The 13,522-nt window shown below is 73.7% G+C and carries 10 protein-coding genes and 1 tRNA gene; 6 read left to right on the forward strand and 5 right to left on the reverse strand.

What is annotated here, in order from left to right:
• The first annotated feature begins 407 nt into the window (after positions 1 to 407).
• Together SM793_RS00845 and SM793_RS00850 are read left to right on the forward strand one after the other, a co-directional pair.
• On the forward strand, positions 408 to 1,427 hold the full coding sequence (locus tag SM793_RS00845) for a response regulator transcription factor (protein ID WP_320435992.1): 1,020 nt from the start codon (positions 408 to 410) through the stop codon (positions 1,425 to 1,427).
• A 65-nt stretch (positions 1,428 to 1,492) separates the two neighbouring features.
• Positions 1,493 to 3,127: a nucleoside-diphosphate sugar epimerase/dehydratase gene (locus SM793_RS00850; protein ID WP_320435993.1), complete on the forward strand. Its 1,635-nt coding sequence runs from the start codon at positions 1,493 to 1,495 to the stop codon at positions 3,125 to 3,127.
• Positions 3,128 to 3,215: 88 nt separating this feature from the next.
• Here the strand turns inward: SM793_RS00850 and SM793_RS00855 are convergent, their stop codons facing one another.
• Entirely contained in the window at positions 3,216 to 3,710 is a 495-nt protein-coding gene (locus tag SM793_RS00855; protein ID WP_320435994.1) for a MarR family winged helix-turn-helix transcriptional regulator, read from the reverse strand.
• 109 nt (positions 3,711 to 3,819) lie between these two features.
• On the opposite strand from SM793_RS00855, the gene SM793_RS00860 reads away from it, so the two are divergent.
• A complete protein-coding gene (locus SM793_RS00860; RefSeq protein WP_320435995.1) occupies positions 3,820 to 4,614 on the forward strand; it encodes a methyltransferase domain-containing protein in 795 nt (264 codons plus the stop codon).
• Positions 4,615 to 4,690: 76 nt separating this feature from the next.
• Here the strand turns inward: SM793_RS00860 and SM793_RS00865 are convergent, their stop codons facing one another.
• Positions 4,691 to 5,293, reverse strand: a complete 603-nt coding sequence (locus tag SM793_RS00865) for a TetR/AcrR family transcriptional regulator (protein WP_320435996.1) — start codon at positions 5,291 to 5,293, stop codon at positions 4,691 to 4,693.
• A 173-nt stretch (positions 5,294 to 5,466) separates the two neighbouring features.
• Positions 5,467 to 6,522, reverse strand: a complete 1,056-nt coding sequence (locus SM793_RS00870) for an acyl-CoA desaturase (RefSeq protein ID WP_320435997.1) — start codon at positions 6,520 to 6,522, stop codon at positions 5,467 to 5,469.
• A gap of 243 nt (positions 6,523 to 6,765) precedes the next feature.
• Here SM793_RS00870 and SM793_RS00875 point away from each other — a divergent pair.
• The 3 genes from SM793_RS00875 to SM793_RS00885 all read left to right on the forward strand — a co-directional run bounded on the left by SM793_RS00875 (position 6,766) and on the right by SM793_RS00885 (position 9,660).
• A tRNA-Gln gene (locus tag SM793_RS00875) sits at positions 6,766 to 6,839 on the forward strand.
• A gap of 172 nt (positions 6,840 to 7,011) precedes the next feature.
• Positions 7,012 to 8,481, forward strand: a complete 1,470-nt coding sequence (gene glmU / locus SM793_RS00880) for a bifunctional UDP-N-acetylglucosamine diphosphorylase/glucosamine-1-phosphate N-acetyltransferase GlmU (RefSeq protein ID WP_320435998.1) — start codon at positions 7,012 to 7,014, stop codon at positions 8,479 to 8,481.
• Positions 8,482 to 8,682: 201 nt separating this feature from the next.
• Positions 8,683 to 9,660, forward strand: coding sequence for a ribose-phosphate diphosphokinase (locus SM793_RS00885; RefSeq protein ID WP_320435999.1), 978 nt, complete (start codon positions 8,683 to 8,685; stop codon positions 9,658 to 9,660).
• 289 nt (positions 9,661 to 9,949) lie between these two features.
• Here the strand turns inward: SM793_RS00885 and SM793_RS00890 are convergent, their stop codons facing one another.
• Together SM793_RS00890 and SM793_RS00895 are read right to left on the reverse strand one after the other, a co-directional pair.
• Positions 9,950 to 12,037, reverse strand: a complete 2,088-nt coding sequence (locus SM793_RS00890; protein ID WP_320436000.1) for a glycosyl hydrolase family 18 protein — start codon at positions 12,035 to 12,037, stop codon at positions 9,950 to 9,952.
• 1,032 nt (positions 12,038 to 13,069) lie between these two features.
• A complete protein-coding gene (locus SM793_RS00895; protein WP_320436001.1) occupies positions 13,070 to 13,303 on the reverse strand; it encodes a hypothetical protein in 234 nt (77 codons plus the stop codon).
• Between the last annotated feature and the right edge of the window lie 219 nt (positions 13,304 to 13,522).

Below are 13,522 nucleotides of genomic sequence, written 5' to 3' on the forward strand. Positions count from 1 at the left end.
CCGGCGGACGACCGGGCGCCGCTCCCCGCCGCACGGCGAGGGGGCGGCGCTCCGGTGTCCCCGACGGCGCGCCGGTGTCCCCGACGGCGCGCCGGTGTTCCCGACGGCGGTCCGGTGCTCCCGACGGCGCTGCGGCGGTCCGACCTTCCGAGCCGATGGGACAACGGCGCCAGGAGGCCGCATCGGGGCATCAAGTCCCGCCAATTTCGCACCTCCTGACGAAACTTCACCAAACCCCCACCGGGCCCGCCCCCACCCCGTACGCTGATTCCGGTACCGGTGGGGGTCGGCACCTCGGCCCTTCCGGGCACCCGGGAGGTGAGCGGCGCGGGAGCGCCCGGACGGCGGCGGCGGGACCGGCGTGCCGTCCCGGACGCGGGCCGCAGCTGAGCAGGGGGGAAGTGACGATGGGGCGGATCCGCGTCCTGGTGGTCGACGACCACCGGATCTTCGCCGAGGCGCTGGCCGCGGCGCTCGCCGCCGAGCCCGACGTCGAGGTCGGCGCGGCGGGCAGCGCGGCCGCGGCGGAGCGGGCGCTGGAGCGTGCCGCCGCCGAGGGGCGGGTGTTCGACGTGGTGCTGGTCGACGCCGACCTCGGGGTGGCGGAGGCCGTGGCCGCCCGCAAGCCCCGCCAGCCGGTCGCAGACCCGCCGGACCTCCTTCGCCGCCGACCGCCGATGACCCTGCCCTCGCCCCGCCGGCCGGCGGTGGCCCAGGCCGCCGGACCGCCCGCGACGGCCGCCCCACCCCCGGCCGCCGGCCGTCATCCGACCGATCGCCGCCCGGCCGCTCACCCGGCCGGCCCGCTCGCGGCGGAACCGTATCCGACGGCGCCGGTGATCCCGGTGGCCGCCCCGGCGGTCCCCGTGGCCGTCCCGGCCGTCGGCCAGATCCCCGACGGCATCACCCTGCTGGGCCGGATCCGCCGCCACCACCCCGGCCTGCGGGCGATCGTCCTGGCCACCGCCGACGATCCGCACCGGGCCGCCCGCGCCCTGCACGCGGGCGCCACCGGCTGGGTGGCCAAGGAGAGTTCGCTGGCCCGGCTGCTGGCGGTGATCCGGGGTGTCCTGCGGGACGAGACCCATCTGCCGCCCGCGCTGCTCACCGGAGTGATCCGCGAACTCACCACCGCCCGCCGGGACCGCACCGAGAGCGAACGGCTGGTCGACACGCTCACCCCGCGGGAGAAGCAGATCCTGCGCTGCATGGTCGCCGGCCTCGGCCGGCAGGCCGTCGCCGAGCGGCTCTACCTCTCCCCGCACACCGTCCGTACGCACATGCAGAACGTCCTCGGCAAGCTCGGGGTGCACTCCACCCTGGCCGCCGTCGCGGTGGCCCGCCGGGCGGGCGTCAGCCCGTCCGAGCTCGCGGCTCCCGCCGTCCCGCCGTCCGTCGCCACGACCACCTCTCCCGGCCCCGGCTGATCCGCCCGCCCGTCACCCCAGCACACCGGTTCGGCTCCGTCAGGTCAGGGAACTCCGGAGGACAGATGTCGCCGCACAGTAGTTCCGCACGCCCGCACCCGACGCCGCAGGGCGTCGACGGGGCCGCGGACAAGAACGCGAACGCTGCCGTGAGCGCCCCGGGCGCCCGTCCGGAGTCACCGGAGGTCGCGCCGGGTCCGGCGGCCGCCGGGCGCGCCGCGCCGCCGACGGGGATGCGCACCCTGGTGGTCGGCGCCGGGGCGGCCGGGACGGCGCTGGTGCGCGACCTCGGCCGGGCTCCGGAGTTCGGCCTCGACCCGATCGGCCTGCTGGACGACGATCCGGCCAAGGCCGGGCAGTCGGTGGACACCGTGCCGGTCCGCGGCACGCTCGCCGAGCTGACCGCGCTCGCGGTCGAGCACCGTGCCGAGGTCGTGGCACTGGCGATCCCCGGACTCGCCCCGCAGCGGGTCCGGGCGCTGGCCACCGCCGCCGCCGCGGCCGGGGCGGCCGTCCGCTACCTGCCGTCCTTCCTCGCCGCGCTGCGCCGGGAGGTGGTCGGCTCGGACATGCGCAGCCTGGACGTCAACCGGCTGATCGGCCGGCACGAGGTGCACGTGGCCTCCGCCGACGTCCGGGACGTGATCGAGGGCCGGCGGGTCCTGGTGACCGGCGCGGGCGGCTCGATCGGCAGTGAACTCTGCCGCCAGGTGCACGCGTTCAACCCGAGCGCGCTGTACATGCTGGACCACGACGAGTCCAATCTGCACCGGCTCCAGCTGGACATCTGGGGCGAGGCGCTGCTCACCGACGAGTCGCTGGTGATCGCCGACATCCGGGACCGGCCGCGGATCCAGCAGATCTTCCGTGACCTCAGGCCCGAGGTGGTCTTCCACGCCGCCGCCCACAAGCACCTGCCGCTGCTGGAGCGCCATCCCAGTGAGGCGGTGAAGTCCAATGTGCTCGGTACCGACCACCTGGTGGAGGCGGCGCTGGCCACCGGCGTCGAGCGGTTCGTGCTGATCTCCACCGACAAGGCGGCCGACCCGACCTCGGTGCTGGGTGCCAGTAAGCGGCTGGCCGAGCTGATCGTCCAGGCCAATGCCAGGGACGCCCGCAACCTGGGCACCGGGGTGTTCTCCGCGGTGCGGTTCGGCAATGTGCTGGGCTCGCGCGGCTCGCTGCTCTCGGTCCTGGCCGAACAGTTCCGCAGCGGTGGGCCGGTGACCGTCACCCACCCCGATGTCACCCGGTTCTTCATGACCATCGAGGAGGCCGTCGGCCTGGTGCTGGAGTCCGGCCGGATGGCGCGCGGCGGCGAGGTGTTCGTGCTGGACATGGGCGAGCCGGTGCGGATCGTCGACCTGGTGCACAACTTTGCCGAGCAGGTGCAGCTGGCCCGGGACGAGGTGGAGATCCGCTACACCGGGCTGCGGGCCGGGGAGAAGCTCAACGAGGCGCTGTTCTCGGCGGACGAGGAGCGGCTGGCGACCGAGCACGCCCGGATCTACGCCACCGTCGCGGACACCGCGGGCGGGCCGGAGGACCTGGCCGGCGGGCTGACCGGACTGTACGGGGCGGCGGCGGTGAACAGTGACGACGAGGTGCGCCGCCGGCTGGCCGAGCTGCTGCCGGGCTACCGGACGCCGGAGCCCGCGCCCGTTCCGGTGCTCAGCACGCCCTATCCGGACGGTTTCTGACCGGACGGTCTCCGGCCGGACGGCTGCGGGTCGTGGGGCTGCGGGTCGTGGCGCTGCGGGTCGTGGCGCTGCCGGCCGGGGCGGAGCCTCAGGGGATGTTGTCGAAGGGTGCGACCAGCTGCCGGAGCAGTCCGGCGAGCTCGCCCTGCTGGGCGGAGGTCAGCTGGGCCAGCAGCTCGCGCTCGTGGGCGAGCAGTCCGGCGAGTGCCTGGTCGGCGCGGTCGCGCCCGTCGTCGGTGAGCCGGACCAGGACGCCGCGCCGGTCGTCGGGGTCGGGCAGCCGCTTGACCAGGCCCTTGCCGGTGAGCCGGTCGATCCGGTTGGTCATGGTGCCGGAGGTGACCAGGGTCTGGGTGAGCAGTTGGCCGGGGGAGAGCTGGTACGGGGAGCCGGCCCGGCGCAGGGCGGTCAGGACGTCGAACTCCCAGGGCTCCAGCCCGTGCTCGGCGAAGGCGGTGCGACGGGCGCGGTCGAGGTGGCGGGCGAGCCGGCTGACCCGGCTGAGCACTTCGAGCGGTTCCACGTCGAGGTCGGGGCGCTCTCTGCGCCATGCCGCGACCAGCCGATCGACCTCGTCCTCCATGGCGATCAGTGTATCGGGGGTTGTGTCGATGTGAAGTCTCTTGACATCGAGAAATCCAGCCTGAAAGCTGGCGATATATCTTGACGTCGAGATACTTGCGAGGCCGATCATGACTTCCCCCGTCTGGGACCCGCGGCAGTACCTGCGCTTCGCCGACGAACGGACCCGCCCGCTGCGCGAGCTGCTCGCCCGCGTCCCCGCCCTCCCGCACGAACCGGCCGCCACCGTCCTGGACATCGGATGCGGGCCCGGCAACTCCACCGCCGTCCTGCGCGAACGCTGGCCCGGGGCCCGGATCACCGGGATCGACAACTCGGCCGAGATGCTCGCCGCCGCCCGCGGCGGGGGTGAGCCCGACGCCGACTACCTGCTCGCCGACGCGGGCGACTACGACCCGGCCGGGGCGGCGCCCGACGCGATCGTCTCCAACGCGACGCTCCAGTGGATTCCCGGGCACCTCGGGCTGCTGCCGCGCTGGGCCGGGGCGCTCCGGGCCGGCGGGGTGATCGCCTTCCAGGTGCCCGGCAACTTCGACGCGCCCAGCCACCTGGCCCTCGCCGAGCTGCGCCGGTCCCCCCGCTGGCGCGCCCTGCTCGGGGCGGACGCCACCCGGGCCGGCGTCCACGAGCCCGGCGTCTACCTGGACGCGCTCGCCCGGGCCGGCTGCGCCGCCGACGTCTGGGAGACCACCTACAGCACCCTGCTCCCCGGCCCGGACCCGGTGCTGGAGTGGGTCAAGGGCACCGCCCTGCGCCCGGTCCTCACCCGGCTCACCGACGAGGCCGAGCGGTCCGCGTTCCTCGCCGAGTACGGGGCACTGCTGCGCGCGGCCTACCCGGCCGGGCCGCACGGCACGGTCTTCCCGTTCCGGCGGATCTTCGCGGTCGGGGTGAAGCGGGCCTGACCCTCGGAGTGAAGGGGGCCTGACCGTCGGGGCGGAGCGCGGTGGGCCTGGCCTCGGGCGGTGCCGGAGCGGGGCCTCAGGTCTTGCGGTCGCCGACCAGCTTGGGGTGGCGCTCCATCCCCTCCAGGCCGTGCCAGGCCAGGTTCACCAGGTGGGCGGCCACCTCGGCCTTGTCCGGCTTGCGCACCTCCAGCCACCACTGGCCGGTCAGCGCGACCATGCCCACCAGCATCTGCGAGTACATCGGGGCCAGTCGCGCGTCGAAGCCCCGGGCCTTGAACTCCAGGCCCAGGATGTCCTCGACCTGGGTGGCGATGTCGCTGATCAGCGAGGCGAAGGTGCCCGTCGACTGGGCGACCGGGGAGTCCCGGACCAGGATCCGGAAGCCGTCCGTCGAGGTGTCGATGTAGTCCATCAGCGCGAACGCGGCCTGCTCCAGCAGCTCGCGCGAGTGCCCCCCGGTCAGTGCCCCCGTCACCATGTCCAGCAGCAGCTGCATCTCGCGGTCGACGACCACGGCGTACAGCCCCTCCTTGCCGCCGAAGTGCTCGTACACCACCGGCTTGGACACCCCGGCCCGCTCGGCGATCTCCTCCACCGAGGTGCCGTCGTAGCCGCGCTCGGCGAACACCGTGCGGCCGATCTCCAGCAGCTGCTCCCGGCGCTGCTTGCCGGTCATCCGCACCCGGCCACCCCGCCGGCGCGGTGCCGACGCAGCGCCGTCCGCCCCGGCGGTGGCACGCGGACGGTCCTGCGCCGGGCCCGGCCCGGCGTCCGTCCGCGTGCTCCGGCGGCCGCCTGTGCTGTCTGCGCTGCTCCCGTTCACCCCTACATCATGCTGCAGGTGCGCCCTCATGCGGCGCGGCGGGCGGCGATCCGCTGCGCGTCCGGCCAGCGGACGTCCCGGACCCAGCCCGCCAGCTCGAACCAGCGGATCAGCCGGGCCGAGGAGTCGATCTGACCGCGCAGGACGCCGTGCCGGGCCGAGGTGGGGTCGGCGTGGTGCAGGTTGTGCCAGGACTCGCCGCAGGAGAGCACGGCCAGCCACCAGACGTTGCCGGAGCGGTCCCGGGAGCGGAACGGCCGGCTGCCGAGCGCGTGGCAGATCGAGTTGATCGACCAGGTGACGTGGTGCAGCAGCGACACCCGGACCAGCGAACCCCAGAAGAAGGCGGACAGCGCCCCCTGCCAGGAGAGCGTGACCAGCCCGCCGACCAGCGGCGGCACCAGCATCGACAGGGTGGTCCAGAGCCAGAACAGCCGGGAGATCCGCCTTATGGCCGGGTCGTCGATCAGGTCGGGCGCGTACTTGAGCTGCGGGGTCTGCTCCTCGTCGAAGAGCCAGCCCATGTGCGCCCACCACAGGCCCTTGAGCAGGGCGGGGACGGTCTCGCCGTAGCGCCAGGGCGAGTGCGGGTCGCCGTCCTTGTCGCTGAACCGGTGGTGCTTGCGGTGGTCCGCCACCCAGCGCACCAGCGGGCCCTCGATCGCCAGCGAGCCGGCCACCGCGAGGGCGATCCGCACCGGCCGGTTGGCCTTGAAGGCGCCGTGGGTGAAGTAGCGGTGGTAGCCGACGGTGATGCCGTGGCAGGTGAGGAAGTACATGACGGTGGCGATCGCGAGATCGGTCCAGCCGAGGCCCCAGCCCCAGGCCACCGGGACGGCGGCGACCAGGGCGGCGAAGGGCAGGGCGATGAACAGCCCGAGCGCGATCCGCTCGGCGGCGCCCTGGCGTTCCCCGCCGCGGGTGGCGGAGAGCAGCTGCGGGTCGGTGCCGTCGTCCGGGGCGTCCGCGGCGGCGGGCGCGGCCGGGGCCGGTACGGATCGGTCGGGGGTGTCGGGCCCGGGGGCGGGGGTATCGAGGGGGCGCGCGGAATCGGCGTGCGCCTCGTCGGCCTGGATGGTCATGGGTGTCCCTTGAAGGGGGAGGGCGGAGGCTACGTGTGCGTAACCTACGGAATCGTAGGTTGTTCGCCGCCGCCGAGGGAATACGCCGCCGGGCGGCTCTTGAGTGAATTCACCCGACTGGATGGCTGCCCTCCCGTGCGCGGGAGGCCCCCCGGGGGAGAGCCGTGAGGAGGTAGATGTGACGGCCCATACCCCGTAGTCTTGGCGCAGCGCGCCCCCCGGTGACGGGAGCGGATGCGCCGGTCCCGGATCGTCTAAGGGCAGGACAGCTGGTTTTGGTCCAGCTTATGGGGGTTCGAATCCTCCTCCGGGAGCCATCTGCGGGCCGGTCGGCCCGGCCTGGTTCGTGGCGGCTCCGTGACGACTTCCGGGGCCGGGGGGCCGGAGTTCCTCCGCGCACTATCCTCGAAGCCGCCGGGTCGCCGACGTGCGGGTCCCGTCCCCGGCTGCTCTGCCCTCCCCGTGTAACCGAATGAGGAGCCTCCCCCCGTGAGTGCCAATTCGCCTGCCGCCGTTGTCGTGCTCGCCGCCGGTGGCGGGACCAGGATGAAGTCCAACCGTCTGCCGAAGGTGCTGCACGAGGTGTGCGGGCGGTCGCTGGTCGGCCACGCGGTGGCGGCGGCGGAGGAGTTGACGCCCGGGCAGCTGGTCGTGGTGATCGGGCACATGCGGGAGAAGGTGGCCGAGCACCTGGCGGCGCATCACCCGGGTGCCCGCCCGGTGGTGCAGGCCGAGCAGAACGGCACCGGCCACGCCGTGCGCACCGCCCTGGAGGCGCTGGCGGCCGACGGGATCGAACTCGACGGCACCGTGATCGTCACCACCGGGGACGCCCCGCTGCTGACCGGCGGGACGCTGCGCGCCCTGGCCGGGGCGCACGCCGAGCAGGGCAACGGCGTCACCGTGCTCACCGCCGTGGTGCCGGAGCCGTTCGGCTACGGCCGGATCCTGCGCGACGAGGCGGACGGCGCGGTCGCCGCGATCGTCGAGGAGAAGGACGCCTCGGACGCCCAGCGGGCGATCGACGAGATCAACTCCGGGGTCTTCGCCTTCGACGCCAAGCTGCTGGTGGGCGCGCTCGCCGAGGTCACCACGGACAACGCGCAGGGCGAGGAGTACCTGACCGACACCCTGGAGATCCTGCGCCGGGCCGGCCACCGGGTGGGCGCGGTGGTCGCCGCCGACTACCGGGACATCCTCGGCATCAACGACCGGGTGCAGCTGGCGCACGCCCGCCGGCTGCTCAACGACCGGCTGCTGGAGCGGGCGATGCGGGCCGGTGTGACCGTGGTGGACCCGGCGACCACCTGGTTCGACGTCCAGGTCTCCTACGAGCCGGACGCGGTGGTGCTGCCCAACACCCAGCTGCAGGGCGAGACCCACCTGGGCGAGGGCTGCGAGGTGGGTCCGAACTCCACCCTCAAGGACACCCGGATCGGCGCCGGCGCCTGTGTGAGCAACACCACGGCGAACGGCGCCGAGGTCGGCGAGCTCGCCACCGCCGGCCCCTACGCCTACCTGCGCCCGGGCGCCCGGCTGGCCCGCAAGGCCAAGGTCGGCACCTATGTCGAGGTGAAGAACTCGGAGCTGGGCGAGGGCGCCAAGGTGCCGCACCTCTCCTACATCGGCGACGCCACCATCGGCGAGGGCACCAACGTCGGCGCGGCCTCGGTCACCGTCAACTACGACGGCGTCAACAAGCACCGCACAGTGATCGGTGCGCACTGCCGGACCGGCTCGGACAACATGTTCATCGCCCCGGTGACGATCGGCGACGGCGCCTACACCGCGGCCGGTTCGGTGATCACCAACGACGTGCCGGCCGGCGGCCTCGGGGTCGGCCGGGCGCAGCAGCGCAACATCGCCGGCTGGGTCGAGCGCAAGCGTCCCGGGAGCACGTCGGCGCAGGCCGCCGCCGCCGCGGCCGACCGCGGCGCGGAGGTCCCGACGGAGGCCTGAGCGGACGGGCGGTGGGCCGGCGGACGATCCCGGGGCGGACGGTTCGCGCGCGGGCGCGTAACCTTGGGGTCATACGTGCGCCATAGGGCCTACCGCCCCTGTCCCGGCGTACCGACCATTCCCGACCCCACTCGCCGGCTGGCGGAAGCCTGCCCGCGGTGCGGACGGGACCGGTGTCAGCAACGCGAGGAGACGGTGGCAGTGAGCGGGATCACGACGTCGGGCGAGAAGAAACTGAAGCTCTTCTCCGGCCGTGCCCACCCGGAGCTGGCGAGCGAGGTGGCCGCGTCGCTGGGAACCGAGCTGGTTCCGACGAAGGCCCTGGACTTCGCCAACGGTGAGATCTACGTCCGCTTCCTGGAGTCGGCGCGTGGCGCCGACTGCTTCGTGATGCAGAGTCACACGGCTCCGATCAACCAGTGGATCATGGAACAGCTGATCATGATCGATGCTCTGAAACGGGCCTCCGCCCGGAGCATCACCGCGATCCTGCCGTTCTACGGGTACGCCCGCCAGGACAAGAAGCACCTGGGCCGCGAGCCCATCTCGGCCCGGCTGGTCGCCGACCTGCTGCGCCAGGCCGGCGCCGACCGGCTGATGGCCGTGGACCTGCACACCGCGCAGATCCAGGGCTTCTTCGAGGGCCCGGTGGACCACCTGTTCGCGCTGCCGCTGCTGGCCGACTACGTGGGCGGGCGGGTCGACCGCGACAAGCTCACCGTGGTCTCGCCGGACGCCGGCCGGGTGAAGGTGGCCGACCAGTGGTGCGACCGGCTGGACGCCCCGCTGGCGATCATCCACAAGCGCCGGGACATGACCCGGGCCAACACCATCCTGTCGGCCGAGGTCGTCGGTGACGTCCAGGACCGGGTCTGCGTCCTGGTGGACGACATGATCGACACCGCCGGCACGATCTGCGCCGCCGCCGACGCGCTGTTCGAGAACGGCGCCGCGGACGTCCTGGTCGCCGCCACCCACGGGGTGCTCTCCGGCCCGGCCGCGGACCGGTTGAAGAACTCCCGGGTCAGCGAGTTCGTGTTCACCAACACCCTGCCGACCCCGGCCTCGCTGCAGCTGGACAAGATCACCACGCTGTCGATCGCCCCGTCCATCGCGGCCGCGATCCGCGAGGTGTTCGAGGAGGGCTCGGTCACGAGCCTCTTCGAGGGCGTGCACTGATCCAGGCCCCAGGGCGGGGGGGGGGGGGGGGGGGGGGGCGGGGGGGGGGGGCCGCGGGGGGGGGGGGGGGGGGGGCGGGGGGGGCGGGGGAGGAGAAACGCCGGCGGGGGGCGGGCCCCGCCCGGGCCGCGGGGTCGCGGGGCCCCGCGGCGCCCCCCCCCCCCCCCCCCCCCCCCCCCGGGCGGGGGAGTGGGCGGCCCGGCCGGTGGGCGGGGAACGAGGCAGGGGGTCAGCCGGTCGCCGCCGGTCGCCCTCCACCACCTCCCCGCCCGCGCGGCCGGTCCGACCGTCAGGCGATCGAGAAGTCGTCGCCGTAGACGCTGCCCTGGCCGTACCAGCCGTGCAGGTAGACGGTCACGGTCCCGGAGGCACCGGTGGTGAACGGGACGCTGAGCTTGGTCCAGCCGGAGGCGCTGGTCCAGGCGGAGCCGGTGGCGCCACCGCTCACGCCGACGTAGGCGTAGCTGCCCTGCACCCAGCCACTCAGGGTGTAGGCCTTGTTGGGCGCCAGGGTGACCGTCTGGGAGCACTGGCCGGTCTGGGACGCGTTGGCCGCCGCCTGCAGTGCGTACGAGCCCGAGTGGACCGGGGTGCCCACCACGCTGCCGCCGGTCTGGCAGGTCCACGGGCCGAGGCTGCCGGTCTCCAGGCCGCCGTTCACGAGACCGCCGGGCGGCGTGACGCCGGTGACGGTCAGCGTGTAGGTGCTGGTGTGGCTGCCGGAGGCGGCGGTGCCGGTCACGGTGAGCGGGTAGCTGCCCGGGGTGGTGGCGGCGGTGGTGGCGATCGTGAGCGTGGCCGAGGAGCCGGCGGTCACGGTGCCCGGGTTGACGGTGGCGGTGACCCCGGCCGGGGCGCCGCTCACGGTGAGGTTGACGCTCTGCGCCGAACCGGAGACGACGGTCGTGCCGACGGTCGCGGTCGCCGAGGAGCCGGCGGTCACCGAACCGGCGGCGGGGCTCACGCCGACCGAGAAGTCGTTGCCGGGCTGGGTGCTCGTCACCTTCAGCGTGAAGGTGGTGGTGTGGCTGCCGGAGGCGGCGGTGCCGGTCACGGTGAGCGGGTAGCTGCCCGGGGTTGCCCCGGCGGTGGTGGCGACGGTGAGCGTCGCCGGGGAACCGGCGGTGACGCTACCGGGGTTGACGGTGGCGGTGACCCCGGCCGGGGCGCCGCTCACGGTGAGGTTGACGCTCTGCGCCGAACCGGAGACCACCGCGGTGCTGATGGTCGCCGTCGCCGAGGAACCGGCCACGACCGTCGCGGAGTTGGGGTTCACGCCGACCGAGAAGTCGTTCACCGGCTGGGTGTTGCTGGTGAACGGGGCGAAGATCTTGGTGAAGTCCCAGGTGTTCTGGGCGATTCCGGAGCAGTCGTCACGGGCGGCGGCGCCGGCGCAGCTGCCGTTGTCGCGCTGCAGCGCCCAGAAGGACAGCGTGTTGATGCCCTTCGAGACCGCCCAGTTGTAGACGGTGGTGGCGTTGGCGAGGGTGAAGGTCTCCGCCGGGCCGAAGTCGTCGACGCCGATCATCTCGGTGATGCCGATCGAACCCCACAGCTGCGCCGGGGTCTTGGTCGGGTAGAGCTTCGCCAGCTGGTTGTACAGGCCGGTGGCGGAGGTCTGGGTGTCGGCCGCCATGTCGTGCGCGGCGTTGTCGTAGTAGTCGAACGTCATCATGTTGACGACGTCGATCCGGGCCTTGTTGGTGACGGCGTTCTTCAGCACCGCGAGTCCGCTGGCGGCGAGCCCGCTGGTGGTGGTCGGCAGTGTGTAGGAGAACTGGATCTGCCGGCCGTTGGCGGCGGCCCAGTCCTGGACCAGCTTGATCGCCTTGTTGCGGCGGTCGACACCGGCCGCGTTGTCCAGCGAGTCGACCTCGATGTCGAGGTCGATCCGGCTGATCTCGTACGTGGTGATCAGGTTCTCGTAGGCGGCGGCGATCTGGTTGACATCGGTGCAGCTGTCGGCCAGTTCGGTGCCGGTGGTGTCGGCGGTGTAGCCGCCGAACGACGGGATGACGTCGCCGCCGTTGGCACGGATCTTGGCGAAGTCGGCGCCGAACGAGGACTGCGCGACGGGCAGCGAGGTGTCGCCGTTCCAGTACGGCGTGCAGGAGCCCTTGGTGGCGGTCTGCAGGAACGCCATCGTCAGGTACTTGGCGCCGGACTGCGCGGCCAGCGTGGCGGGGCTCTCGCCGGTCCAGGCTTCGAAGTAGGGGGCGAACACCCGGGTGGGGAGCGGGGTCGCGGCCGTGACCTCGGCGGTGGCCGGGCCGGTCGGCGCCGCGCCCGCCGGCATCGCGCCGGCGACCAGGCCGGCGGACGCGACGAGCGTGACACAGGCCGTCAGGGCGGCCCTGAGTGTTCTGGGTAGACGCATGGGTTCTCCAACAGACGTGGTGGGGCAGGACGTTGGTGAAGCGTGCGGGACTGTTCCGCGGCGTCCGCGGTGGACGCGCGGGGTGGACTGCCGGGCCGGGAGAGGAGCTTTTCGGCCGTACGGCGGGGGCGGTGCTCGGGGGTGTGCGGACCCCCAGGACGCAGGGCACGGCGGGCGGCGTACGCGGACGCGCGCATGGACCGTGACGGGGCCTGGGGGCGGAGCGGAGCAGGGCAGGGCAGCGCCTCAGCCGCCGGTGGTCACACCCCCACAGTGCATCCCGGTCGGATCGACATGCCTATGGTTGGACTAGACCACTGCTCTGTCAAGAGTCCTAACAGTTCGTCGGCGAAGGGGCGAGGTTGGCCGAGGATCGGTCAACCGTCGAACAATCCGGTTGTGACCGGTGCGGACACTCCGACATCATCGGAGTCATGCGAGACCTCGACTGGAAGCTCGACAGAGAGGGCGGCTGCCGCCCGCAGGGGTGAGCCCCCGGCCCCCGGGTCCCCGCCCGCCGCCTTCGGTGGCCGGCGGTCGGACCGTGTCCGTTCGCCTCGCCGTTCGCCTCGCCGCTCGTCCGCCGCCCTGCCCGTCGGCGGGCCCCAACACCCTCTCGCGCCATACCGCCTCGCGTCGTGATGCCTCGCGTCGGGTCCCCCCACCGGTCCGGGCCGGCCTGCCGGAACGCCGACGGGCGTGCCCCGGTCGGGCCGGGTTCCGGTCCGTTGGGGCACCGGTCGGCGCGCGCGGTGCGTCCGCCGTCCCGTTGTCCGTTCCACCTGTACGCGTCCGTCCGCGGCTGCGCCGGTCCGCCGGCACCTCCGCGCCGACGCTCATGCCCGTACGCCCGCCGACCCCTGGAGAGGAGGAACCATGAACTTCGTCTCGTCCGACGACAAGGACACTGCCTGGAGTGCCGTCTGAGCCGGCGGCAGGTGTGTGCCGTGGCCGCGCGGTTGGTCGTCGCGCGCGGCCACGGCGGGCCCGGCGCTCAGGACACCGGGCCGATCGGGGCCCGTCGGGCCTGGCTCAGACCGACGGGCAGAGAACGGTACGCAGCGCATCGAGGATTTTTTCCGCCTTCTCGGCCCCGAAACCCTGGGGGTGGGCGGGATCCGTGAAGCGCTGGTTGGCCAGGTCGATCAACTTGGCCCGGTCCTTCGGGAACTGGTACATCGCCTGGCACTGGTTGCGGGCCCGGTCGACGGCCTGCTCGGGCTTGCCGCCGACGATCGCCGGATCGATCGCGTCCAGGGCGGCCACCAGCTGCGCCGTGGCGTCGGCGGCGGGCTTGCCGGGCAGTCCCGCGTCGGTGGGCGGCGCCGGCTTCGGCGCGGCCGGGGGCTCGGCCGGCGGCTTGCCGGGGTCGGCCGGGGCCGGGGAGTCGGCGGGGGCGCCGGTGGCCGGCGCGGGAACGGTGGCCGCCCGGGGGGGGGGGGGGGCGGGGGCCGGCCCCCCCCCCCCCCCGGGGGGGGGGGGGGG

The sequence above is a fragment of the Kitasatospora purpeofusca genome (genome assembly GCF_034043715.1).
GTDB classification, from domain to species: Bacteria; Actinomycetota; Actinomycetes; order Streptomycetales; family Streptomycetaceae; genus Kitasatospora; species Kitasatospora purpeofusca_A.

What these genes read in the sequence shown, in the direction of transcription:
- SM793_RS00890 (WP_320436000.1), bottom strand. Translation starts at nt 12,037, where the DNA reads ATGCGTCTACCCAGAACACTCAGGGCCGCCCTGACGGCCTGTGTCACG.
- SM793_RS00865 (WP_320435996.1), bottom strand. Translation starts at nt 5,293, where the DNA reads ATGACCGGCAAGCAGCGCCGGGAGCAGCTGCTGGAGATCGGCCGCACG.
- SM793_RS00855 (WP_320435994.1), bottom strand. Translation starts at nt 3,710, where the DNA reads ATGGAGGACGAGGTCGATCGGCTGGTCGCGGCATGGCGCAGAGAGCGC.
- SM793_RS00850 (WP_320435993.1), top strand. Translation starts at nt 1,493, where the DNA reads ATGTCGCCGCACAGTAGTTCCGCACGCCCGCACCCGACGCCGCAGGGC.
- SM793_RS00845 (WP_320435992.1), top strand. Translation starts at nt 408, where the DNA reads ATGGGGCGGATCCGCGTCCTGGTGGTCGACGACCACCGGATCTTCGCC.
- SM793_RS00860 (WP_320435995.1), top strand. Translation starts at nt 3,820, where the DNA reads ATGACTTCCCCCGTCTGGGACCCGCGGCAGTACCTGCGCTTCGCCGAC.
- SM793_RS00870 (WP_320435997.1), bottom strand. Translation starts at nt 6,522, where the DNA reads ATGACCATCCAGGCCGACGAGGCGCACGCCGATTCCGCGCGCCCCCTC.